This window comes from Glycomyces lechevalierae (genome assembly GCF_027622945.1).
Taxonomy (GTDB): Bacteria; Actinomycetota; Actinomycetes; order Mycobacteriales; family Micromonosporaceae; genus Glycomyces; species Glycomyces rutgersensis.
The window spans coordinates 1-23377 of record NZ_JAPZVQ010000029.1 but is presented as its reverse complement, the minus strand read 5'-3'; the positions used below and the strand labels follow the sequence as shown (position 1 = coordinate 23377).

Genomic DNA, 23377 nt, shown 5'->3' with positions numbered 1-23377 from the left:
AGACCGGACCGGGCAGGGCGATCATCACCCACCATGACGGTCATGAAGGCCCAGGCGGCAACGACAGCCACGGCTGCGGGTGCTCGGACTGGCGCACCGACCACGACATGGACACGGAACACCAAGGCTCAGACTGGGATGTGTTCCCGACCGGGCTCTACCGCACCGAATGGTCCGAGACGATGAAGCCTGAACTCGATGGGATGGCCGAGGCCATCGACCGCGACCGGGCCATCCAAGCCATGCGAGCGGCGAAGGCCCGATGCCGAGCAAAGTTCGCAACACCGAAGCCACCATCCCCTGTGCTGGTCTTAGGCTGCCCCAGCAGGCAGACTGCTGGGGGAAGCGCCGCACGGCAACACAATGCAGCGCAGCCTGATCCCCAAGAGGGATCGGGCCCCTCGGCATGCCCAAGGCAGGAAACCGACCCCAGCCAACACCTTCCAGTCGCTGCCCGCCCGAACCCCGAACCACACACACCGGGAAGCCGGAGGCAGGCCAAAGCCCCGCCCCCGCCTTGTTGTCGCTGCCAGGTTGAACCTCGAGACGATCAGACCAAGCAGCCGGAGACCGACCGGGACCGCCTGAGGCCTCGTTGTCGCTGCCAGACTGAACGCGGACCGGATCGGACCGGATCGGACCGGATCGGACCGGATCGGACCGGGTGGCTGGAGAGAGGCAAGGACCTTATGAGGCCTTGTTGTCGCTGCCAGGTTGAACCGTAAGCCAAGTGAGCCGGGAAGTCGAAGCGGAGACCAGAGCCCTGCTACCGCTCTGTTGTCGCTGCCAGCCCTGTCCCGGACTCAGCCAGACCGGGCGGCCGGAGTGCCACCCGAGCCCCGCTGCCGCCTCGTTGTCGCTGCCCGTTTGAGCCCTAGGCTGAACCGGTCGAGAGCCGGAGGCCAGCCCAGGAGGCATGCGTCATTGTTGTCGCCGGCCGATCGAGAGGTAAAGAGCGGACTGGTACTCCAGTGAGAGTTCAGGTCGTGAGCCGCAGGAATACGAACGTCTACGGCGACATTCCCCTACACTCACAGCCTGGCGAAGCGCACTTGACAGGAAGCGTCATTTCCTCGTGTTCGGCGCAATGCGGCACAGCACATTCGAACGCAGCGACCCTTCGGACGCGGTCGGGTCCTCGAAGTCGCCGTCCAGGTCTCGAGTCATCCCGATCCGGCTCATGACCGCCTGGGAACGGAGGTTGGTGGCCGTTGTGACAGCGAGGATCTCGGGAATTTCAAGCGTGTCGAAGCCGTAGGCGAGGACCGGCTGTGCAGCCTCGGTCGCGTAGCCGTGTCCCCAGGCCGAGCGGGAGCAGAGCGGTCTCATGTGGTTGTCGAGGCTTGTCGGAGCATGATGGCTGCGCCGTGTGCGGCGCTGGCTGGGATGAACGGATCACCTGTGGCGGCCCGGCGGAGCTCGACTCCTCGGGTGCGGAGAAGTCGCGTTGTGACGCTCAGGTCTGCGACGTCGATGGTGAAGGCGCTCAGACCCGGTGTGGTGGAGGGTCGTTCGCCGGGAAGGCGCGCAGCGAGGTCGCGTGCCGTGGTGATCGTGAGGCGGTGAGCGCCGAGCTCGAAGCTGCGAGAGCGGCCGTCGACGGTGGGCGTGTGATCGAGGTAGCGGGCGTAGCGGTCGGCGATGGCGTCCAGGTCGTGGTCGGTTGAGCAGATGACGCACTCGCTCAAGGCGATGGCGCCGTTGGGATGACCGAGGCCGACCTGGGCGTCGAGGAGTTCGGGTGGGGCGTCTTCAACGGCCCCGATGCGCCCTTCGGGGAGCATGCTGTTGGGTGCGGCCGGGTCGCCGTCGCTGATCTCGAGGTACTTGATCGGTGCGAGGCTGGTGCCTTCGGTGGTGGTGATCGGTCGCTGAGCGGCGCGGGCGCCGGTGTGGGCGACTCCGGCCGCGGAAAGCCGGGTGGCGGTCCGCTCGGCGTCGGCGCTGGCGAAGATGAGGATGTGGGCGCCTTCGGACCTGGCCAGTCGGGCGGCCAGGCCCGCGACGGTGTGGTTGATGGCGGCTTTGGTGCCCGCGAGCTGGTCGTCGGGGACTTGGAGCGGAACGAGCCGGGTCCCGGCTGGGAGTTCTTCGCGGCGGTCGGAGGCGAAGGCGAGCAGCTCGATGAAGCCGCGCGGGAAGTCGGCGTGGGTGTTGCCGGCGCCGACCGGCTCGGGTTGCCCTCCAGGGGTGGGCGGCAAGGCGGGGTAGGCCGGTGGGTCGATGTGGAAGCCGAGCTGGCGGAAGGTGTCGATGGCTGATGTCATGTCGTTGACGACGATGCCGACGTGGTGGAGTCCGGTGATGTCGGTGGCCATAGGGGATCCTTTTCGGATGGAGCGGGATGTCAGTCGGCTGCGGTGCCGTAGGCGATGCGGCCGAATGAAGCTGCCAGGCGCTCGGAGGCCTCGATGATGCTGGGCGCGGCGGCGGCATAGCGTTCGGGGGCGGGGGTGCGGGCCGGTTCGAAGGAGCGTCGGATGACTTCGGCGAGCAGGTCCGCTCGGTGCTCGAGGCTGAAGCGGGGGCCTGACGCCAGCGGCGAGTCGGCGAAGAACCCGTAGGCGATCGCCTGCACCGCATGGTCGACGTCGGCCGGGTCGATACCTGAGCGCAGGAGCCGGTGGTCGCGCAGGGCGGCGAGATGGTCGCCGGCGGCGATCAACTTGGTTTCGGTCAGGTCCGAACGGGTCGGCTGGTTCGCGAACGCGGCGAGGTCGACCTCGTCGGCGATGAAGATGGATCGCAGGATCGGGCGTTGCATTGCTTCGACGTACAGTCGCCGCAGATAGCGGTGCAGCGCCGCCTCGACCGGATCGATTCGGATCGCGGCGGTGACGGCCTCGTACATGGCCGCGGCTTCACGGGCGCCGATGGCCAGGAGCAGGTGCTCGCGGCTGGCCCAGTGGAGGTAGACCGTGCCTTTGCCGACCCCGGCACGTCGGGCGACCTCCTCGATGCGCAGCCCCCGCGGGCCAACACTGCCCAGCAGGCCCGCGGCGGCGTCGAGCAGCGCGTCGGCGCGCTGGTGCAGGTCGGCCCGTTGTGTCTTGGCCACGATGGCCTCCCGGCATCGAATCAACTCGTGACCAGAACCGTAGCACAGTCACGAGTTGCGATCCGGCGCTGCTTCGGATGCCGTTGGCTGGCAAGGGATCATGGTCGCGTGACGGTGTGATCAGCGCCGCGGATGCGACGATCGTCGAGCTGTTCAGTGGCCTGTCGGCCCGGCAGTTCGCCAAGCTGGTCGGCCAGCTCCAGCGCGAGGGAGCCGACCCGGCGCTCCGGGGATTCCCCTGAAATCTCGGGACTGCAAGGCCGCCTCGCCGAGACCCGGTCGACCCCAACCCCGCTTACGGGACAACCCTTTGCGATGGCGTGATGGCGGCGTCGCCGGGTTGACCAGGGGAGCCGGTGCGGCCAGTCGAGGTCGGGTGCGAGCGGCTGACGGGGAGGTGAGCGGATCTCGTTGCAGGTCAACGGGATCATGGGGCTCGATGGTCTTGCTCTCGGCGGCGGTGGCAGCGAGGAAGGCGTGTAGGCGACGCCGGAATGGTTCGGCGCGTGGAGGAATGAAGAGCGGTGTCCCTGGATACTCCTCCAGGCGAAGAAGCTGATCGAGAACCCTGAGGCGTGAGCGGCGTCGGCCGCCCGCCGTGCGGCATCGCGACCGCATGAACAGGGGGAGCGGGGCGGCGGACCGGGTGGAGTCCGCCGCCCCGCTCATGTCTTGCGGTGCGACTCAGTGCTACTCAGTGCGTCTGAGTGGTCTCGGCCCGGCTCAGCCCTGGGGGAGGACCGAGATGAGGCGGGCGAGGTCGTCGCGGTTCATGCCCATCATGCCGACCTTGCGGGGGCCGCCGTTCTGACGCGCGCGCATGATCTTGGACTTGGCGGCGTCGAAGTAGATGCGCTCGCCCTTGGGCGCGCCGTAGGAGCGCATGCGGTACCCGAAGGGGTGGAACAGGTCGAGGGCGCCGGTCGCGGTGTCGTACGTGGCGTACGGCTTCGTGTAGGCGAGGATGCCCATGATCAGGAACAGCGGGCCGAGGATGAGCCAGAAGCTGATCCGGCCGCCGATGAGCGCGACCACGGCCAGCAGGCCGAGGAGGGCGCCGGCGACGACGTAGAGGGTCGCGAGTCCGGTGCTGTACTTGACGGCGACGAGGTAAGGGTTGGGCTGTGTGCTCACTGTTGTTCCTCAAGTTGATGGGGGCAAGGGGAGCGGCCAGGATAACCCAGAGGTGCCATCCGAGCGCGGGTCAGGCGTGGTGGCCGGGGAGGGCCGCGGAGAGGCGGCGCAGGTCGGCGGGGTGGCCGGGCCAGGTCTTCACGGGCGCGCTGGCGCCGTCGGGGAGGACGCGGATGAGGTTGCGGCCGTTGAAGAAGAGGAGCTCTCCGGCGGGGGCTCCGAGGACCTTGTCCCGGTGGCCGAAGAGGTCGATCAGGCGCAGGGTGCCGGTGGCGGGCTCGAAGACGCAGTAGGGCTTGGCGAACTGGAGGGCCCCGATGGTCAGCGAGATCACCGCCGCGAGAAGGAATCCGACCGCGCCGGTCCCGGCCGGACCTGTCATGAGCGTGATCGCGCCGACGAGGGTCAGGGCGCCGAGCGCGGTCATGACGGCGGGCACGGCCGGGCGGTGGCGGACTTTGATCAAGGGCGCGGCCGGGTGCATGGGGTCAGTAGTTGTTCCACTCGGATTCGACGCGGTCGAGGATGACCGGGTGCATGAGGGTGGAGGGCTCCATGTCCATGCGGGCGCGGTCGGGCGGGAAGACCTGGGCGGCCTCCATGAGTTCCGGTGTGAGGGACTGGAACGGCCCGATCGAGGTGTCGAGGCCGAGCGCGGGGGCTTCGCCGTTCGCCTGCACGAGCTGGTATCCCCAGTCGCCGAAGCTGGGCACCGAGACCCAGTAGGGGCTGGGCTCGTACCCGGCGGCCTCGAGGGTGGAGGCGATGGTCCAGAACGTCTTGGGCGCGAAGTAGGGCGAGCCGCTCTGGACGACCATGCGGCCGGTCGCGTTGAGGTGGTCGGTGGCGAGGCCGTAGAACTCGACGGAGTAGAGCTTCGCGGTCTCGGTCGCGTCGGGGTCGGGCATGTCGACGATGATCGTGTCCCAGGTGCCGGTCTGCTCGCGCAGCCAGGTGAACGCGTCCGCGTTGACCACGTCGACCCTGGGGTCGTTCATGGAGTCGTGGTTGAGGTCGACGAGGTCGTCGAAGTGCTGGGCGAGGTCGGTGACCGCGCCGTCGAGGTCGACGAGGGTGACGTGCTCGACGTCGGGGTAGCGCAGGATCTCGCGCACCGCGAGGCCGTCGCCGCCGCCGAGGACGAGCACGTTCTCGTGGGGGCCGTTCATGGCCGGGTGCACGAGCGCCTCGTGGTACCGGTATTCGTCCACTGAGGAGAACTGCAGGTCGCCGTTGAGGTAGAGCCGCAGGTCCTGTTCGCCGAACGGCGAGGCGGCCTCGGTCATGACGATCTGCTGGTACTGGCTGTCCTCGCTGTAGACGATCGGGGCCGCGTACAGGGCCTGGCGGGCCGCGGTCTCGAACTTGTCCGTGTACGCGAACGCCGCGACGAGCAGTATCGCCGTCAGCGCCGCGACGAGCGTGAGCAGTTGCTTCACGGCCTTGGAGAGGTCCGCGCGGAACAGGATCCACACGAGGAGCACCCCGGCGACGGCGTTGACCGCGCCGACCAGGAGCGCGCCCTGGATCTGCCCGAAGAACGGCAGCAGCACGAACGGGAACGCGAGCCCGCCGATGAGCCCGCCGAGGTAGTCCGCCGCGTTCAGGTCCGCGACGGCCGCGCCCGCGGCCTGCTCGCGGATGCGTTGCAGCAGTTCCATGAGCAGCGGGATCTCGGCGCCGATGAGCAGGCCGATCGCGGCGGCGACGAGCACGAGCGGGAGGCTGTACAGGTCCGTCCACGAGAACGCCGCGTACAGCAGCATCACGCTGAACCCGCCGAGCAGCGCCAGTGCGAGTTCCACGGCCGCGAACGCCAGGGCGGGCCAGCGGCGCAGCGGCTTCGCCGCGAGCGCGCCGAGGCCCATCGCGAACACCATGACCGCCAGGACGATCGACGCCTGCTTCGCCGTGTTCCCGACCAGGTAGGCGCCCAAGGTGATGAGCGCGAGTTCGTACACGAGGCCGCACGCCGAGACCGCGAACGCGGTGGCGAGCAGACCGAAGCGCGCCAGGCGGACCCGGCGCGCCGACAACACGTGCTGAGGCGCGACCTCGGTGGTCACGACCGGGCCTTCGTCGCGTCGGCTCCCATTGCGGCAGTGCGCATCACGAGAGCGCCATCGCGATGACCCCGCCGAGCGCGAGGTGCATCGCGGAGCTCACCCACACCGCCGGGTGCGGCTCCTCGTCGACGACGAGCGCGCCCAGCTTCCCGGGGGTGATCACGTCGAGGATGAGGAACGCGACGGCCATCGCGCCGAGCCCGATCACGCCGAACACGAACGTGGAGATCACGCCCTGCACGAGGTTCCCCTCCGACGCCCAGATCGCACCGACCACGATCAGGCCGACACCGACCAGATTGGACGAGAGCAGGAGCGCGGCGTTGCGGTTGCGCTGCGTCCAGATCAGCTCGCCGAGCTTCCCGGGCGTGAGCCAGTCGACGATGAAGAAACCGAGCACCATCAGCACGATGCCGATGATGCTGTAGGCGATCGCGCCGACGACGTCGGCCCCGAACCCCCCGAGCACCTGATTTCCGAGAGCGAACATGATGGGTTGCCTTTCCTTGTCGGGCTAGGGTTCGGGCTACTTGCCGGAGCCGGGGCCGCCGCCGCGGAACGGCGACGGAGGCGAGGACGACCAGCCCCACAGGATGAACACCGAGGAGTAGTGGTTGTAGCCGCTCCGGTAGTCGTGCAGCAGGATCTTCGAACCGCCGTTGTACGGCGAGACGGCCACGATGTGCTTCGAGTACTGCAGGTAGTACACGCCGTTCGAGGACCGCTCCGAGCGGGCCTCGGCGTCGTCGTCGATCTGGTCGGCGACCACCGACGGCGAGTCGGGGGAGGTGTACGCGCGCCCGCCGCCCTCGTCGAGGTTCGACGCCCGCGTGTAGTGGTCCCGGATCGTGTCCGTGGGGTTCGAGAAGTTGGTGTTCATGAGGAAGACCCCGCCGCAGCAGAGCGCGAGCACGACGATGATCGCCGTCCAGTGCTTCCAGTTCAGGCCGCGGGACGCGGGCGGCGGAGGGGGCGGCTGGTGAGTGCTCATCGGTGGTCCTCGGGTCGTCCTGTCGGGGAGTCGGTTCAGCTTACGGTCGCGCCGCAGCTATATGGGTACGCCGGTACCGGCGGGCACGCCGGAGTCCACTGGGACCACGGTGCCGGTCGTGGTGACGATCTCGCCGTACTGCGGGTAGGTGTGGACGGTCCGCCACGACAGCGGCGCCGTCCCGGTGACCTCCAGCGCCGTGACCGCGTCCAGGTCCTCCCCGAACACGCCCACCAGCAGATCCGGTTCGCCCGTGCCCATGCTGTCCCCGCCGGTCCGCATCACGGCCCGGTCGCGCAGGGAGCGCACCCGCTGCCGCAGTTCGGGAACCGTCAGACGCTCCACTGTGCACTCGTACCGGTGCTGCCAGGAGCCGACGCGCTGGCTGAACGCCTCTGGCAGGTCCGGCGCGAAATCGGAGCGGTAGGCGAGGGTCTCGGCGATGAGCCCGTCAGGGGTCGCGACGACCGCCTGGTGGCTCGCCCCGAGCAGGCGCAGCGACAGGCGCAGCGGCCCGGCGTCGCGCTCCAGGAGGTCGAGCACCGGCATCGACGGGGCGTCGGGCCGGAAGGTGAGCGAGGCCGCCGAGACGTCGACGAACGGCACCTCGATATGCGCTATCAGCGTGGGCTCCCTCAAATGGGATCGAAGGGGAACGGGGGCGTCAGGCCTCGTCGCTCTGGTGGTAGATCGTGACCTGGTTGCGGTCCAGGGTAAGGCCCTTCGCCACCTCCCACTTCGCGTCGTCGCCGAACGCCTCGAAGGAGAGCTTCTGGCCGTCGGGGCCCGCGTAGTCGTGGTAGCGCAGCGTACCGGTGGGGGCCAGGCCCGTCGTCGCCTCGCTCACGTACGTCGCGCGGCCCTTCTCGTCGGACTTGAACGACACGCCCTCGTGACTGAGTTCACGCGGACCGGGCTGCAGGTCCGTGTCCGTAACCTCTTCCCACAGGACCAGCTCCACGTCCGGGTCGGCCTCGACCGACAGCCAGCGCTTCACGCCCGTGCCGGTGTCCAGGAAGTGCTCCGCCCAGTGGTAGTCGCCCTCCGAGAGGCGCAGCGTGCCGCGCACCGCGAGCGTCTTCCCGTACAGCTCGACCAGGTCGGAGGCCTTGAGCCGCTTCGGGTCGCCGCGCAGCACGTCCGTGTCGGCGTCCGCGAACGGGTCGACCGGGGCCGGGCGGGGCGCCGGTTCGCTCTTACGGGTGTTCTTACGCCACAGCCACCAGACCGCGGCAACAGCGGCGACAATGAGCAGGATGACGACGAATTCCATGGTCGATGCCTTCACAGGGTGGGTGCGGGATGGTTCCTTGACGTCACTCTACCGCCAAGTTGGCAACAGCGGTGTAACCGCAGCTTCGCTTGACAACCCTAAGATGCCGTGGCAGATCCCATGGATCTAGCCTGTAGGCGGCCCACGACGAGGTGGACCGAGTCGAATCGGACTGGAGATCGAGACGTGCTGGCGTTCATCGGCGACGAAGAGTTCCGCGAGACCCTCCCCGACCGGGAGGAACTGCTGACCGAGGCCGCCCGCCTCGCCGGATCCGACGCATCACTGGCGAGGCTGGTCGAGCTCTACTGGAGCCTCGTCGCCGACGACGACCTCGTCGGCCGCAGCGCCCAGCAGCTCATGGAGACCACCGCCCACCACCGCCGGATGGCCGAAGTGCGCACCCCCGGCGAAGTCGCGCTCGAACTCGACTGCCCGGAGGACGCCGAAGGCCCCGACGCCGCCGCCTCCACCCGCGTGGACATCGTCTGCGACGACTCCCCGTTCCTCGTGGACTCCCTCACCGGCCTGTTCAACAAGCACGGCATCGACATCTCCGTGTTCGTGCACCCCATCGTCCCCGTCCGCCGCGACGCCGACGGCACCCTCCAGGAGGCGCCCGCCGACGGCGGCCGCGCCGAATCCTGGATGCACATCGAGACGCAGCGCGTCGCCGACCCCGCGTTCCTGGCCGAACTCGAAGCGGACATCCTCGAAGTCCTCTCCGACGTCAGCATCTGCGTCAACGACTGGCAGGCCATGCGCGCCAAGGCCATCGCGATCGCCGAAGACCTCGACCGGGCCGCCACGGGCGCCGCAGGCACCACGCCGCTCCCCGTGCCCCCCAAGGACATCGACGACACCGTCGAACTGCTGCGCTGGCTCGCCGACGACAAGTTCACGTTCCTCGGGTTCCGGCAGTACCGGCTCACCGGCGAAGGCGACGACGAGGTCCTCACGCCGCTCGCCGAGACCGGACTCGGCCTGCTGCGCAAAGCCCCCGCGACGCCGCGGCCCCTCGCGTCGTTCAACACCGACGCCCGCGCCCAGATCGGCGCCAAACGGCTCCTCGTCATCACCAAGTCGAACGCGCGCTCCACTGTGCACCGCACGTCCTTCATGGACTACATCGGCGTGAAGACCTTCGACGCCAACGGCGAACCCGACGGCGAACTGCGCTTCCTCGGCCTGTTCACCTCCGCCGCCTACCTCTCCAGCGTCACCGAACTGCCCGTCGTCAAACGGAAAGTCGAGGACGTGCTCGCCCGCTCCGGCGTCACCCTCTCCTCCCACTCCGGGAAAGACCTCGTCACCGCACTCGAGACCTACCCGCGCGACGAACTGTTCCAGGCCCGCACCGACGACCTCTACACCACCGCGATGGGCGTCCTGCGCCTCGCCGGACGCCGCCGCCTGCGCCTCTTCGCCCGCCGAGACGTCTACGGCCGCTTCTACTCCTGCCTCGTGTACCTCCCGCGCGACCGGTACAACACCGAGAACCGCGAGAAGATCGAGGCCATCCTCAAGCAACGCCTCTACGGCGTCGACCTCAGCTACGACGCCCGCGTCACCGAATCCGTCCTCGCCCGCCTCCACTTCGTCGTGCGCATCGACCCGTTCGCCGAACACCCCGCCGTCGACGTCGAAGCCATCCAGGCCGAACTCAGCGACGCCGTCCGCTCCTGGGACGCCGACCTCGTGCTCCAGCTCGACAACCACATCGGCGAAGGCCAGGCCCGCACCCTCGCGAAGACCTACGCGCCCGCCTACCCGCCCGCGTACAAGGCCGAGCACACGCCCATCGACGCCGCCAAGGACATCGCCCGGCTCGAGATGCTGCGCGAAGCCGGCGACATGGAACTCCAGCTGTTCCGCCGCGGCGGCGACGACGCCGACGTCCACTTCAAGATCTACGCCTTCGACCAGCCCGTCGGCCTCTCCGAGGCCCTGCCGGTGCTGCGCCACCTCGGCGTGAACGTCGCCGAAGAACGCCCGTACCACATCAAACGCGCCGACGGCACGATCTACCTGCACGACTTCGGCCTCCGACTCCCCGGGAAAGCCGCCGAATCGGTGCCGCAACTGCGCGTCCGCTTCGAGAACGCCTTCCGCGCCGCCTGGACCGGCGAAGCCGAATCCGACCGGTTCAACGAACTCGTGATCGCCGCCGGCCTCACCTGGCGGCAGGTCGTCGTCCTCCGCGCCCTCGCGAAATACCTGCGCCAGTGCGGATTCGTGTTCTCCCAGGCGTTCATCTCCGCCACCCTGGGCACCTACCCCGAGATCGCCGCGAACCTCGTGCGGCTCTTCGAAGCCCGCTTCGACCCGCGCGTCGGCGCCGACCGCGACGCCGCCGTCGCCCGCATCGACGCCTCACTCGCCGAAGGCCTCGCCGCCGTCCCCAACCTCGACGCCGACCGCATCCTGCGCGCCTTCCTCACCCTCATCCGCTCCACCCTCCGCACCTCCTACTTCCAGCGCGCCAACTCCGGCCGCCCCAAGGAATACGTCGCGTTCAAGTTCGACGCCAGGGCCATCGACTTCCTCCCCAAGCCCCGCCCCATGTTCGAAGTCTTCGTGTACTCACCCAACTTCGAAGGCGTCCACATGCGATACGGACGCGTCGCCCGCGGCGGCCTCCGCTGGTCCGACCGCAAGGAGGACTTCCGGACCGAGATCCTCGGACTCGTCAAAGCCCAAGAGGTCAAGAACACCGTCATCACACCCGTCGGCGCGAAGGGCGGCTTCGTACTCAAACGCTCCGAATACGCCGACCGCGCCGACTACCAGGCCGAAGGCGTCGCCCGGTACCGCGAGTTCATCTCCGCCCTCCTCGACATCACCGACAACCGCGACGCCGACAACACCGTCGTCCCGCCCCCCAACGTCGTCCGCCACGACGGCGACGACCCCTACCTCGTCGTCGCCGCCGACAAGGGCACCGCGACGTTCTCCGACATCGCCAACGGCGTCGCCGCCGAATACGGCTTCTGGCTCGGCGACGCCTTCGCGTCCGGCGGCTCCGTCGGCTACGACCACAAGAAGATGGGCATCACCGCAAGAGGCGCATGGGAATCCGTGAAACGGCACTTCCGCGCGGAAGGCCTCGACACGCAGACGCAGGACTTCACCGTCGTCGGCATCGGCGACATGGGCGGCGACGTCTTCGGCAACGGCATGCTCCTCTCCGAGCACATCCGCCTCGTCGCCGCCTTCAACCACATGCACATCTTCATCGACCCGAACCCGGTCGCCGGCGCCTCCTACGCCGAACGACGCCGCCTCTTCGACCTGCCGCGCTCCACCTGGGCCGACTACGACCCGACCCTCATCTCCGCCGGCGGCGGCGTCTGGGAACGCTCGGCCAAATCCATCCCCGTCTCCCCGGAGGTGCGCACCGCACTCGGCATCGACGCCGACGTCAAGGACCTCACCCCGCCCGAACTCATCCGCGCGATCCTCACCGCCCCAGTCGACCTCCTCTGGAACGGCGGCATCGGCACCTACGTCAAGTCCTCGGCGCAGACCGACGCGGACGCGGGGGACAAGGCCAACGACGCCGTGCGCGTCAACGGCGACCAGCTCCGCTGCCGCGTCGTCGGCGAAGGCGGCAACCTCGGCTTCACACAGCTCGGCCGCATCGAATACGCCCAACTCGGCGGCCCCGAAGGCGCCGGCGGGCACTGCAACACCGACTTCATCGACAACTCCGCAGGCGTCGACACCTCCGACCACGAGGTGAACATCAAGATCCTGCTGCGCTCGGCCGCGCTCACCGGCCGCATCGACCCCGGCCACCGCGACAAGCTGTTCATGGACATGGCCGACGACGTCGCCGACGCCGTGCTCGCGGACAACTACGGGCAGAACATGGCGCTGGCCAACGCGAAGCGGCTCGGCGTGCGGCTCCTGCCCGTCCACATTCGACTCATGAAGCACTTGGAGAAGACCGTCGGCCTCGACCGTGAGATCGAGGGCCTGCCGAGCGACAAGCAGTTGAAGGAGCGGGTCGCGACCGGGACGGCGCTCACCGAACCCGAACTCTCCGTGCTGCTCTCGTACGTGAAGATCTGGGCGAAGCGGGCCGTGCTCGACTCGGGACTGCCCGATGAGGACTGGACCGCGCCGGTGCTGCGCGAGTACTTCCCTGCGCCCCTTCGTGAACCGTACGCTGACCTCATGGCCGACCACCCGCTGCGGCGCGAGATCATCACGACCGCGGTCGTGGGCGAGGCCGTGAACCGGGCGGGCACGACGTTCCTGTTCCGCATCGCGGACGAGACCGGCGCGGACGTGGTGGACGTGATCCGCGCGTACGTGATCATCCGCGACTCGTTCGGGCTGCCGGGGCTGTGGCGGCGGATCGAGGCGCTCGACAACCAGGTGCCGCAGAACGCGCAGATCGCGGGGATGCTCGTGATCCGGCGGCTGCTCGACCGGGGCGTGCGGTGGCTCGTGCAGCACCGGCGCGGGAGCCTGGACGTTTCGGCGGAGACCGAGCGGCTGCGCCCGGGGCTCGCGGTGCTGCAGCCGCGGCTGCCGGTGCTGCTGACCGACTCGGAGGCCGTCGGGTTCGAGGAGTTCAGCGAGCAGCTCGAGGAGAAGGGCATGCCCGCCGAGATCGCGCGCGACGCTTCGGCGCCGATCTTCGGGTTCGGCCTGGTCGACGTCGTGGAATGCGCGCGGCTCAACGAGACCGACCTCGAGCAGACCGCCGAGGTGTACTACGGGATCGCGGCGCAGGTGCACCTCGACGCGATCCTGAACGAGATCTCGGCGCTGCCGCGCACGAACCGGTGGCAGACGCTTGCGCGTTCGGCGCTGCGCTACGACCTGTACGGCGCGATGGCGGGGCTGACCGCGAGCGTGATGGCGGCGAAGCCGGGCACGGAGCCGGCCGAGGCGGTCGACTCGTGGGCCGAGCGGAACGCGGCCGAGATCGAGCGGATCCACGAGGCGACGGCCGAGGCCACGCGCTCGGACGAGAAGCTCGCGGTGCTGTCGGTGTCGCTGCGCCAGATCAGAAGCCTGGTCGAGACCGACGGGGAGTGACCGGGTTCTTCGGAAGTCGACGGACCGGGGGTTCGCGGGCAGGGGCCGAGGCCCTGAGCGCCGTATCGCAGGCCCCCGGTCAAAACCCTGACACGGGGGTACGACAATTCCGGGAGACCGGTGGCGCGGGCCACATTCCGGGGTCGTTCGGAGGGCGCGGCTCGAGCCGTTGAGGGCCGTGTTTCGGGCCCCCGGTCAAAACCCTGACACTCGGGTACGACAATTCGGTGTCGCCGGGGGCGTTTACCGATCACGCGTTCGGCTTTCGCGCGCTAGCTGAAGCAGTGACGTGTGGGGCCCCGTGGATAATGTGGGCTCGGAGGAGAAGGAAGTACGAATGCCGAAGAGCCACACCCCCGGGGTGCCGAAACTGCTGCGCGTCCTCAACGACCAGGCGGCGCTGAAACTCCTGCTCGAGGACGGCCCCCAGACGCGCGCCCAACTCGCCGAGCGGACCTCGATGTCCAAGGTCACCGCCTCGCAGATGATGGAGCGCCTGCAGACCCGCGGCCTCGTCGAGGTCGTCGGCTCGAAGTCCGGGGGGCGCGGCCCCAACGCGTCCCTGTATGCGGCCGTGCCGACCTTCACCTACGTCGTCGGCGTCGAAGTCGGCCCCGTGACCACCAAGGGCGCCTGCGCCGACTTCACCGGTCGCATCGTCGGCCGCGCCGAGATCGACGTCGAGCACTCGACCGACCCGGTCGCGGTGGTCCGCCGCGTCGTCACCGACTCCGTCGCCGATGCGGGCGTGGAGATGTCGAAGGTGCAGCGGATCGTCCTCGGCACCCCCGGCGTCATCGACCCCGCGAGCGGCGACATCGGCTTCTCCTGGAACCTCCCGGCCTGGCACCGCGGCCTGCGCACTGCGCTGAACGAGGAGTTCACCCCGGCCGTCGAGATCGAGAACGACGTGAACCTCGCCTGCCTCGCCGAGCAGCGCTCCGGCGGTGCGGGCGGCGCCACGGACTTCGTGTACGCGTGGTTCGGCGGCGGCCTCGGCCTCGGCGTCATCCTCAACGGCCAGCTCTACCGGGGCGCCAGCGGCGCGGCCGGCGAGATCGGCTTCCTCCCCGTGCCCGGCGGCGAACTGCCCACCGGCGGCGTCGTCACGCGCCTCTCCAAGGGCTCCTACCAGCGCGTCATCGGCGGCGACGCGGTCATCGAGATCGGCGCGAAGCACGGCTTCGACGCCGTCGAACCCGAAGAGGTCCTGACGGCCGCGATCGCGGCGGGCCCGGAGGGCAACGCGTGCCTGGACGAGATCGCCCGCGGCATCGCCCTCGGCATCGTCGCCGTCTGCGTCCTCCTCGACCCCACGGTCGTCGTCCTCGGCGGACCCGTCGGCTACGCGGGCGGCCTCGAACTCGCCGGACGCGTCGCCGCCCAGACCTCCCAGCTCGCCCCGGTCAACCCGAGCGTGGTCGCCGGCTCGGTCATGGACGAACCGGTCATGCGCGGCGCGATCCTCCACGGCCTCGACGCCGTCCGCGACAGCCTCTTCGACTGAGCCCCAACCTCTATCGACCGAGCACCGACGCAAGATCCGGACCGGTGCGAACCGATCCGCAACATCGAAACGGAAAAACGCCGCGCCGCCCACGGGTTCCGTGGGGAGCGCGGCGTTCTCCTTCTTCGCAATGCAGTGAAATGTCACGCGTGACGTGCCGCCTGAGCGGCAACGACGCGATGCGGCCCGGCGCAGTGCCACGCGGCTCCTGAAGCAGGCGCCTCGCGGCGCTGAGCGGCCGCAACACCATGCCCGATCCGCAGAGCCGGTGCCATGTCATACGGCACGCATCACGCGCTACCGCTCAACTGCGGCTCCGACTCCCGGCCGGTGGCATGTCACATGCCATGCGCCGCTTGGAAGCGGCTGCAATGCGGCCGGTGGTATGTCACGCGGCACGCATCGCTCACTACCGCTCAACCGCAGCCGGCTCCGACTCCCGGCCGGTGGCATGTCACATGCCATGCGCCGCTTGGAAGCGGCTGCAATGCGGCCGGTGGTATGTCACACGGCACGCGTCACGCGCCACCTCTCAAAATCGCTAGGACACGTCGCGGCGGTGGAACGCCCAAGTGGCCAAGGCCGCGAAGGCGAGCACGATCCCGCCCAGCAGCAGCCCGGCCTCGGTCGAGGTGATGACCATGATGTCCGGGTACTCGGAGTTGAAATCGCTCCAGTCCTGCAGCTCGATACGCCCGTCGATCCACGCGCTCACCCACGTGTACAGCGACAACCGCTCGGAGAACGGCATCTGCATCGCCATGCCCGCGAACCGCACCAGCATGTCGCCCACGATCAGGTAGCCGGCGATGATGCCGCCCGAGATCGCCGTGTGCCGGCCCAGCATCGCCAGCGACGCGCCGAGCACGGTCATCGCGATCGACAGCAGTCCGGCACGCGCGAACTTCGGCAGGTTCTCGTCCCACCAGGCCGAGTTCAGGTCGCCGATCTCGCCGCGAGCCGCCGCCGTCACGTACAGCAGCCCGAAGGCCAGCAGCAGCACCGCGATCACCGCCGCCGCGCACACCGCGGAGGCCGCGCCGAGCTTCGCACCCCACACCTTCAACCGGTTCGGGTGCCACAGCAGCAGGTTCGCCATCCCGCCGCTCGACCACTCCGCGCCGATCGCCGAGGACCCGAGCATCATCATGATCAGGCCCGCCACGATCGTCACGCCGATGAGGATCAGCGGGCTCTCGTCGGCGAACACGAACGTGTAAGTCCAGATGAGGTCGTCGGCCGTCATCATGCCGAACATGTCCGCGCAGAGTTCCTCGTGCGTCATGTCCTCGTAGTACGGCTCGCCGTCGATCCAGCTGTACTCCTCGGTCTCGAAGTAGTCCTCGTCGTCGACGCAGTCCTCGTACTCGAAGTTCTCCCCGTTGATCCGGTCGGCCTCGGCCTGCGCCTCGGCGAGCTCGGTCTCCGTCGGGCCCTTGCTTGACGTGAACCAGAAGACCCCGGCCAGCACCAGCAGCCCCGCCGCGGCGATGATGCCGAAGACCAGGGACAGGCGGCGGCGCGCGAGGCGCCGCAGTTCGGCTTTGAACAGGTTCACCGCTCGGCCCCTTCCGATTCGACGTTGATCGTCACGTCACCGGCGGCGACCGGCGCGGGCGCCGTCTGCGGCACCACCGCGGACTCCCCGATCTGGACCGTGTGCCCCGGGACCGGCGCGGTGCCGGTCAACTCCAGGAACACCGATTCCAGGTTCTTCGTCTCGGTCCGCAACTCGGACAGGTAGATCCCCGCGTCCGCGAGCGTCTTCGTCACCCACGCGGGCTCCGGCGCGCCCCGGACCACGAGCCGGTCGCGATCGACAGCGGCCGTCACCGGCCTCGCCTCGCCGAGCGAACCCGCCGCCGCCGCAAGGGCGTCGGCCGCCTCCGGCAGCGACGCCGCGTCCGGGAACCGCACGGTCAGGCTCGAATCGCCGTGGCCCGCGATGATGTCGGCGACCTTGCCGTCCACGATGCGCCGTCCCCGCGACACGATCGTCATCGAATCGCACAACTGCTGCACCTCCGAGAGGAGGTGCGAGCTGACAACCACGGTCACGCCCTGCGCGTGCGCGAGCCACTGCAGCAGCTCGCGCATGTGGTGGATCCCGGCCGGGTCGAGGCCGTTCGCCGGCTCGTCCAGGATCAGCAGCTGCGGCTGCTTCAGCAGCGCCTGCGCGACCGCGAGGCGCTGGCGCATGCCCAGCGAGTAGCCCTTGACGGAGGCCTTCGCGGCGTCGCGCAGGCCCACCTGCTCGAGCACTTCCTCGACGCGCGTGTTGGAGACGCCGGCGCTCTCGGCGAGGAGCTGGAGCGTCAGGCGGCCGGAGAAGTGCTTGAAGAACTGCGGGGACTCGACGACGGCGCCGATGCGCCCGACCACGTCCGGGAGGCGGTGGGGCACCTCCTCGCCGAAGATCCGCATGGTCCCGCCGTCGACGCGGATGAGACCGAGCAGGGCCCGCAGGGTGGTGGTCTTCCCAGAGCCGTTGGGGCCCAGGAAGCCGTGCACCTGGCCGGCGGCGACCTCGAGGTCGAGGCCGTCCAAAGCGTTGTGCGGCTGACGGAAGGCCCTCGAGTAGGTCTTCCTCAGCCCCGATATCTCGATGATGGGGGGCATCTGCTCATTCCAGTTAGGACGTACATGTCAGGGTGTTCGCGGTCGGGGTGTCCGGCCGTGCGGGCGGCGCCGGGGCGGCCGCCGCGGTCGGGACGCGTGGTCCCTTGTTCAGACGCCGCCGGACGCGGCGTCGTTGCACGGCCCCGGGATTCACCCCCGGGGTCGCCAGGGGGTATTGCCTGTGTGTCGTACTCCCGCCGCCGAGGCCCGCCCGCGACCGCCCGTCCGGGGCCCGTGGTTTCATTGACCCGTGGCTCAGTCTGAACGCGTCCTCGACCTGTCCGGCGTCACCGTCCGACGCGGCGGCAACCAGCTCCTCGACGGCGTCGACTGGCAAGTCGACGCCGACCAGCGGTGGGTCGTCCTCGGCCCCAACGGCGCCGGGAAGACGACGCTGCTCAACGTAGCGGCCGCCCGCAACCACCCCACTTCCGGCGTGGTGGAGATCCTCGGCGAACGCCTCGGCCGCGTCGACGTGTTCGAGCTGCGCCCCCGCATCGGCCTCACCACGACCGCCGTCGCCGACGCGATCCCCAACGACGAGAAGGCCTTCGACGTCGTCCGCACCGCCGCCTGGGGCATGATGGGCCGCTGGCGCGAGGAGTACGACCCGCAGGACGACGAGCGCGCCGCCTCGCTCATGCGCTGGCTCGGCGTCGCCCAGCTCGCCGACCGGCTGTTCGGGACGCTGTCGGAGGGCGAGCGCAAGCGCGTCCTCATCGCCCGGGCGCTCATGACCGACCCGGAGCTGCTGCTCCTCGACGAGCCCGCCGCCGGCCTCGACCTCGGTGCCCGCGAAGCGCTCGTGGCGACCCTCGCCGGCCTCGCCCGCGACGAGGCCGCCCCGGCCCTCGTGCTCGTGACCCACCACGTGGAGGAGATCCCGCCCGGGTTCACCCACGCCCTGGTCCTCTCCGGCGGCGGCGTGGTCGCCGCGGGCCCGATCGAGCAGGCCCTCACCTCGGAGACCCTCTCCAAGGCCTTCGGCCTCCCGCTGACCCTCACCGCCAACGGCAACCGCTTCACCGCCACCGCCGCCTGACCGAGTGTGAACCGCGACACCCCGGCCCGAAAACCGGCCGAAATCGTCGCACCCCCGAGCCAGGGTTTTGACCGGGGGCCCGAAACACGGCCCCCAGCGGCTCGACCCCTGCCCGCCGAACACCCCCGAACGCGAGCCCCCATCGGATCGCGCCGGAATGTCAGACCCCTGTGTCAGGGTTTTGACCGGGGGCCTGCGATACGGCCCTCAGTGCCTCGGTCCCTGCCCCGGAAACGGCCCTCAACGCGAGCCCGCCTCGCATCGGCCGGAATGTCGTACCCGCATGTCAGGGTATGAACCGGGGGCCCGAAACACGGCCCCCAGCGGCTCGGACGCTGCCCTCGTTTGCCCCGCCCGGAGGCTCCCCTCACACGCGCAGCGTTCGTCGCGCTTGGGCGACCTCGGCTAGGCTGACTCGGTGAGATTTCGGTGGTGGCGCGCGACGGTCCTGACAGCCGTCGCCGTTTTCGCGCTCGTCTACGTCGCCGGCCTGACCCGCCTCGGCGAGGCCGAAGCCGACCAGCTCCACGCGGTCCCCGTCCTCGCCGCCGACCCCGCCGGCGAACTCGACGCCCTCCGCTCCGCCGCCCCCGTCCCCGGCGACGACCCCGCCGCCGCCCTCGAGACCGCGCTCGCCGACCCCGAGACCGCCGCCGCCCTCGTCGCCTCCGAACCCACCGCCGACTCCGGCGAACTCGGCGCCGCCCTCGCCGAACTCCACGACGCCGGCGGCGACCTCGACCCCCTCGAGGTCAACGACTTCTTCACCGGCCTCGGCGACGACGCCACCGCCTGGCTCGCCCTCCTCTACCCCTCCACCGTCGCCGAGATGCCCGGCGCCCCCTTCGACGCCCGCATCGCCGCCAACCGCCTCATCCTCGAAGCGACCACCGCGGCCTCCACCACGTACGACAGCCCCTCGCGGCCCTGGACCGACGACGCCGAACGCCCCGCCCGCGAAGAACTCCAAGCCCTCGTCGGCACCGACCGCCAGTTCCTCTACCTCGACCCCTACAACAACAACGGCGACGGCTCCTGGATCGAAGTCGTCGGCGACCTCCACACCGCCGAGAACGTCGCCGTCCTCGTCCCCGGCGGCTCCGCCGTCCTCTCCAGCGAGAACTTCGAGCTCTACTACAACCGCGCCAAGTCCTTCGTGGACGCCGCCGACGGGAAGCTCGCCATCGTCGTCTGGGCCGCCGCCTCCTGGCCCTCCGGCTGGGTCGAGGAATCCTGGGCCTCCTGGTCCCAGGTCGCCGCCGAGAGCCTCGCCTCCTTCACCTTCGACCTGCGCAACCAGATCGGCGCCGACACCCCCCTCACCCTCGCCGGCCACTCCTACGGCGGCGCCGTCATCGGCTACGCCGAGACCTACGACGTCGCCGCCGACCAGGTCCTCCACATCGCCTCCGCCGGCATGGGCAACGACGTCTACAGCCCGGCCGACTACACCGAGCCCTGCCGTCCCCGCTACTCCATCACCGGCCCCGGCGACCCCATCTCCTACGTCCAGGGCATGCCGTACGTGCCGCTCCTCGGCCACGGCGCCGACCCCGACGACTTCCCCGGCAACCGCAACCTCGTCACCGGGAACCTCTCCGACGCCCCCGACGCCGTCGACGACTACGGCCTCAGCCTCGCCGACCAGGGCATCTCCGGCAAGCCCGTCGAGGGCGTCCACTCCCACTCCGAGATCTTCTTCCCCCACTCGGACGCCTGGAACAACATCCTCAAGGTCCTCCTCAACGAGACCCCCGAGCTCGCCGACGAGCAGCCCGAACCGTACGAACCCTGTTCCTAGGCAACAGGAAACGGGCGCGGCACCTGCCACGCCCGTTCCCGATGAGGCCCGCTACTCGCGTTCGAGCAGCAGCCCCAGATGCTTCTCCACCACCGGCAGGACCTCCTCGACCGTGACCTCACGGCCCAGCTCCTGCGACAGGCTCGTCACGTCCGCGTCCGTGATCGCGCACGGCGCGATCCGCTCCCAGTAGCTCATGTCCGGGTTGCAGTTCAACGCGAAGCCGTGCATCGTCGTCGCCCACCGCACCCGCACCCCGATCGCGCAGATCTTCCGCTCCGGGCCCTTCTCGTCCTCCGGCAGCCACACGCCCGTGCGGTCGTGCATCCGCCCCCGCGCCGACGTCACCCCGAACTCGTGGCACACCGCCGCGATCGTGTCCTCCACCCGGCGCACATAGCCGACCACGTCGACCTTGTTGCGCATCTTCATGATCGGATAGCCCACGATCTGCCCCGGCCCGTGCCAGGTGATCTGCCCGCCCCGGTCGACCGTGACGACCGGCGTGCCGTCCTGCGGCAGCGCCCACGTCTCCGTCCGCCGCCCGGCGGTGTACACGCTCGGATGCTCGAGCAGCAGCACGGTATCGCCGATCTCGTCGTCGATCCGCCGCTGCTGCAGTTCCTTCTGGTAGTCCCAGGCCTCCTGGTAGTCCACCAGGCCGCGCCGTTCGACGGTGATCTTCCCGCCGGCGACGCTCGCGGTTCCCACGGTTGCGGTCATGGAACGACATTAATCCGCGCCGCCCCTCAGCGGCCACCGGACGCCGGAAGCGTCACGATTGTTCCAGCCATGGGTCGTATCCGTTATGCCCTGCTCGTTCTTTATGATGCTGTTACTTAATTGCCGACTAGTTGCGGCTCTGGCCGCCCCGCTGACCACGCGTGAGCTGTCACACTACTATTTCCAGGTACTCAAGCCGATCCGCTCGCCCCGCACCAGTCGAGGGTTGCACACGACAACAGGGACACGAATGGAAGCAACGCAGCCGAAGACACCGATGGTCAGCATCTCCGGCGTCAACAAGCACTTCGGAGACCTGCACGCGCTCAAGGACATCGACCTGACCGTTGGAGACGGCGAGGTGGTGGTCCTCATCGGACCCTCCGGCTCCGGCAAGTCGACCCTGTGCCGCACCATCAACCGGCTCGAAACCGTCGACTCCGGCGACATCACCGTGGCCGGCAAGCCCCTCCCCGCCGAAGGCCGCGCACTGGCGAACCTCCGCGCCGACGTCGGCATGGTCTTCCAGCACTTCAACCTGTTCGCGCACCTCACGGTGCTGCAGAACATCACGCTGGGCCCGATCAAGGTGCGCCGCACGCCGAAGGCGAAGGCCGAGGAGCGCGCCCGGCAGCTCCTGGAGCGCGTGGGCCTGAGCGGGAAGGCCGACGTCTACCCGTCGCAGCTCTCCGGCGGCCAGCAGCAGCGCGTGGCGATCGCCCGCGGCCTCGCCATGGACCCCAAGCTCATGATGTTCGACGAGCCGACCTCCGCGCTCGACCCCGAGATGATCAACGAGGTCCTCGACGTCATGCACGACCTGGCCCGCGAGGGCATGACGATGGTCGTCGTCACCCACGAGATGGGCTTCGCGCGCCGCGCGGCGAACCGGGTCGTGTTCATGGCCGAGGGCCAGATCGTCGAGACCGCGACGCCCGACGAGTTCTTCGACAACCCGCAGACCGAGCGCGCCCAGGACTTCCTGTCCAAGGTCATGACCCACTAGAGCAACAGCACCACCACACTGTTCGCCCCCTTGAGGAAAGGAAACACCTATGCGCATGTTCCGCAGGACCGCGGTGGCCGCCGTGGCCGCCGTCGCCATGTCCCTCGCCGCCTGCTCCGGTGAAGCGAGCCAGGACCAGAAGGAGCAGGACGAGCTCCAGGAGTCCGTCGGCGACTACTCGCTCGAGCAGGCCGAGAGCATTCCCGCCGGCCTGATCCAGGACATCCAGGACAAGGGCCAGCTCGTCGTCGGCGTCAAGTTCGACCAGCCGCTCATCGGCCAGAAGAACACCGCCACCGGCAAGATCGAGGGCTTCGACGCCGAGATGGCCCGCCTGCTCACGCAGTACATCTTCGGCTCCGTGGACGAGGAGGGCGACGACGCGAACCTGAAGTTCGTCGAGACGACCTCCCAGAACCGCGAGACCTACATCAACGACGGCACCGTCGACGTCGTCATCGCGTCCTACTCGATGTACCCGGAGCGGCTCGAGAAGTTCGACTTCGCCGGCCCGTACTTCAACACCGGCCAGAACGTGATGGTCCAGGCCTCGAACACCGACATCAACTCGGTGGCCGACCTCGCCGGCCGCGATGTGTGCATCGCCGAGGGCTCCGGCTCGATCGACAACCTCACCGCCGAGAACCCGGAAGCGAAGATCACGCCGCTCGCCGACTACGCCGCGTGCGCCCAGGCGCTCGAGAACGGCCAGACCGAGGCCGTCAGCACCGACGAGACCATCCTGTACGGCTTCACCGTCGACAAGCCGGACGCCTACCGCGTCCTCGACACGGCGAACATCTTCACCGAGGAGCCCTACGGTGTCGGCATGAAGCTCGGCGAGACCGACGCGCGCCTGTTCATCGACGACATGATCGAAGCGATCACCGCGAACGGCGACTGGGAGAAGGCGTTCGACCTGACCTTCGGCGCCGCCGGCATGCCGAAGCCCGCGCAGCTGCCGGTCCCGGACCGCTACGAGGTCGCTCACCCGCCGGCGCAGCACGGCGTCCCGGACCGGGCCGCCGACCAGATGCAGCTCGAAGCCGCCGTCCGCGAACACCCGACCCAGTTCATCGGCTATGGGCGGGACCGTGATTTCCTT

The 23377-nt window shown here is 69.2% G+C and carries 19 protein-coding genes and 1 pseudogene; 7 read left to right on the top strand and 13 right to left on the bottom strand.

The genetic code is table 11. The annotated features are described in order from the left end of the window. Nucleotides 1–1065: 1065 nt before the first annotated feature. From O2L01_RS25505 to O2L01_RS25495, 3 genes and pseudogenes are all read right to left on the bottom strand, one after another. Nucleotides 1066–1314, bottom strand: a pseudogene (locus tag O2L01_RS25505) (GNAT family N-acetyltransferase); the annotation flags it as partial. Nucleotides 1315–1325: 11 nt separating this feature from the next. Next, nucleotides 1326–2318: a VOC family protein gene (locus O2L01_RS25500; protein ID WP_270124866.1), complete on the bottom strand. Its 993-nt coding sequence runs from the start codon at nucleotides 2316–2318 to the stop codon at nucleotides 1326–1328. Nucleotides 2319–2347: 29 nt separating this feature from the next. Continuing rightward, nucleotides 2348–3058 carry a TetR/AcrR family transcriptional regulator gene (locus O2L01_RS25495; RefSeq protein WP_270124865.1) on the bottom strand — a complete coding sequence of 237 codons (711 nt, stop codon included), beginning with the start codon at nucleotides 3056–3058 and terminating at the stop codon, nucleotides 2348–2350. A 116-nt stretch (nucleotides 3059–3174) separates the two neighbouring features. Here O2L01_RS25495 and O2L01_RS25490 point away from each other — a divergent pair, with 116 nt between their 5' ends. Continuing rightward, the gene (locus O2L01_RS25490) at nucleotides 3175–3300 is read left to right on the top strand and encodes a hypothetical protein (RefSeq protein WP_270124864.1); all 126 of its coding nucleotides are present in this window, start codon (nucleotides 3175–3177) and stop codon (nucleotides 3298–3300) included. Nucleotides 3301–3781: 481 nt separating this feature from the next. Here O2L01_RS25490 and O2L01_RS25485 read toward each other — a convergent pair whose 3' ends face one another. From O2L01_RS25485 to O2L01_RS25455, 7 genes are all read right to left on the bottom strand, one after another. Further along, nucleotides 3782–4192 (bottom strand): hypothetical protein, encoded by a 411-nt coding sequence (locus O2L01_RS25485; RefSeq protein ID WP_270124863.1) that lies wholly within the window; start codon nucleotides 4190–4192, stop codon nucleotides 3782–3784. A gap of 70 nt (nucleotides 4193–4262) precedes the next feature. Further along, nucleotides 4263–4676: a hypothetical protein gene (locus O2L01_RS25480; protein ID WP_270124862.1), complete on the bottom strand. Its 414-nt coding sequence runs from the start codon at nucleotides 4674–4676 to the stop codon at nucleotides 4263–4265. 4 nt (nucleotides 4677–4680) lie between these two features. Continuing rightward, nucleotides 4681–6258, bottom strand: a complete 1578-nt coding sequence (locus tag O2L01_RS25475; RefSeq protein ID WP_270124861.1) for a polyamine aminopropyltransferase — start codon at nucleotides 6256–6258, stop codon at nucleotides 4681–4683. Between the two features lie 43 nt (nucleotides 6259–6301). Next, nucleotides 6302–6748, bottom strand: coding sequence for a DUF350 domain-containing protein (locus O2L01_RS25470; RefSeq protein WP_270124860.1), 447 nt, complete (start codon nucleotides 6746–6748; stop codon nucleotides 6302–6304). A gap of 36 nt (nucleotides 6749–6784) precedes the next feature. Then, nucleotides 6785–7249: a DUF4247 domain-containing protein gene (locus tag O2L01_RS25465; RefSeq protein WP_270124859.1), complete on the bottom strand. Its 465-nt coding sequence runs from the start codon at nucleotides 7247–7249 to the stop codon at nucleotides 6785–6787. Between the two features lie 57 nt (nucleotides 7250–7306). Continuing rightward, a complete protein-coding gene (locus tag O2L01_RS25460; protein WP_270124858.1) occupies nucleotides 7307–7855 on the bottom strand; it encodes a DUF2617 family protein in 549 nt (182 codons plus the stop codon). A gap of 58 nt (nucleotides 7856–7913) precedes the next feature. Beyond that, the gene (locus O2L01_RS25455) at nucleotides 7914–8522 is read right to left on the bottom strand and encodes a DUF4178 domain-containing protein (protein ID WP_270124857.1); all 609 of its coding nucleotides are present in this window, start codon (nucleotides 8520–8522) and stop codon (nucleotides 7914–7916) included. Nucleotides 8523–8708: 186 nt separating this feature from the next. On the opposite strand from O2L01_RS25455, the gene O2L01_RS25450 reads away from it, so the two are divergent. Beyond that, nucleotides 8709–13574, top strand: a complete 4866-nt coding sequence (locus O2L01_RS25450; RefSeq protein ID WP_270124856.1) for an NAD-glutamate dehydrogenase — start codon at nucleotides 8709–8711, stop codon at nucleotides 13572–13574. Nucleotides 13575–13911: 337 nt separating this feature from the next. Further along, nucleotides 13912–15081 carry an ROK family transcriptional regulator gene (locus O2L01_RS25445; protein WP_270124855.1) on the top strand — a complete coding sequence of 390 codons (1170 nt, stop codon included), beginning with the start codon at nucleotides 13912–13914 and terminating at the stop codon, nucleotides 15079–15081. Nucleotides 15082–15622: 541 nt separating this feature from the next. Here O2L01_RS25445 and O2L01_RS25440 read toward each other — a convergent pair. After that, on the bottom strand, nucleotides 15623–16639 hold the full coding sequence (locus O2L01_RS25440) for an ABC transporter permease subunit (RefSeq protein ID WP_270124661.1): 1017 nt from the start codon (nucleotides 16637–16639) through the stop codon (nucleotides 15623–15625). Next, entirely contained in the window at nucleotides 16636–17700 is a 1065-nt protein-coding gene (locus O2L01_RS25435; protein ID WP_270124660.1) for an ABC transporter ATP-binding protein, read from the bottom strand. The genes O2L01_RS25440 and O2L01_RS25435 overlap by 4 nt, the downstream gene beginning before the upstream one ends. Before the next feature lie 250 nt (nucleotides 17701–17950). On the opposite strand from O2L01_RS25435, the gene O2L01_RS25430 reads away from it, so the two are divergent. Together O2L01_RS25430 and O2L01_RS25425 are read left to right on the top strand one after the other, a co-directional pair. After that, complete coding sequence (locus O2L01_RS25430; protein ID WP_270124659.1) at nucleotides 17951–18742, top strand: ABC transporter ATP-binding protein; 792 nt, start codon at nucleotides 17951–17953, stop codon at nucleotides 18740–18742. A 418-nt stretch (nucleotides 18743–19160) separates the two neighbouring features. Continuing rightward, nucleotides 19161–20543, top strand: coding sequence for an alpha/beta hydrolase (locus O2L01_RS25425; RefSeq protein WP_270124658.1), 1383 nt, complete (start codon nucleotides 19161–19163; stop codon nucleotides 20541–20543). Between the two features lie 51 nt (nucleotides 20544–20594). On the opposite strand, the gene lipB is transcribed toward O2L01_RS25425, so the two are convergent. Beyond that, a complete protein-coding gene (gene lipB / locus O2L01_RS25420) occupies nucleotides 20595–21266 on the bottom strand; it encodes a lipoyl(octanoyl) transferase LipB (protein ID WP_270124657.1) in 672 nt (223 codons plus the stop codon). A 250-nt stretch (nucleotides 21267–21516) separates the two neighbouring features. On the opposite strand from lipB, the gene O2L01_RS25415 reads away from it, so the two are divergent. Next, nucleotides 21517–22272, top strand: coding sequence for an amino acid ABC transporter ATP-binding protein (locus O2L01_RS25415; RefSeq protein WP_270124656.1), 756 nt, complete (start codon nucleotides 21517–21519; stop codon nucleotides 22270–22272). A gap of 55 nt (nucleotides 22273–22327) precedes the next feature. Further along, the coding region (locus O2L01_RS25410; protein ID WP_270124854.1) for a glutamate ABC transporter substrate-binding protein at nucleotides 22328–23377 on the top strand (1050 nt) is incomplete at its 3' end.

Excerpts from the sequence above, each read along its gene's own strand:
- O2L01_RS25500 (WP_270124866.1), bottom strand. The coding sequence starts at position 2,318 with ATGGCCACCGACATCACCGGACTCCACCACGTCGGCATCGTCGTCAAC.
- lipB (WP_270124657.1), bottom strand. The coding sequence starts at position 21,266 with ATGACCGCAACCGTGGGAACCGCGAGCGTCGCCGGCGGGAAGATCACC.
- O2L01_RS25480 (WP_270124862.1), bottom strand. The coding sequence starts at position 4,676 with ATGCACCCGGCCGCGCCCTTGATCAAAGTCCGCCACCGCCCGGCCGTG.
- O2L01_RS25465 (WP_270124859.1), bottom strand. The coding sequence starts at position 7,249 with ATGAGCACTCACCAGCCGCCCCCTCCGCCGCCCGCGTCCCGCGGCCTG.
- O2L01_RS25435 (WP_270124660.1), bottom strand. The coding sequence starts at position 17,700 with ATGCCCCCCATCATCGAGATATCGGGGCTGAGGAAGACCTACTCGAGG.
- O2L01_RS25455 (WP_270124857.1), bottom strand. The coding sequence starts at position 8,522 with ATGGAATTCGTCGTCATCCTGCTCATTGTCGCCGCTGTTGCCGCGGTC.
- O2L01_RS25470 (WP_270124860.1), bottom strand. The coding sequence starts at position 6,748 with ATGTTCGCTCTCGGAAATCAGGTGCTCGGGGGGTTCGGGGCCGACGTC.
- O2L01_RS25445 (WP_270124855.1), top strand. The coding sequence starts at position 13,912 with ATGCCGAAGAGCCACACCCCCGGGGTGCCGAAACTGCTGCGCGTCCTC.
- O2L01_RS25415 (WP_270124656.1), top strand. The coding sequence starts at position 21,517 with ATGGAAGCAACGCAGCCGAAGACACCGATGGTCAGCATCTCCGGCGTC.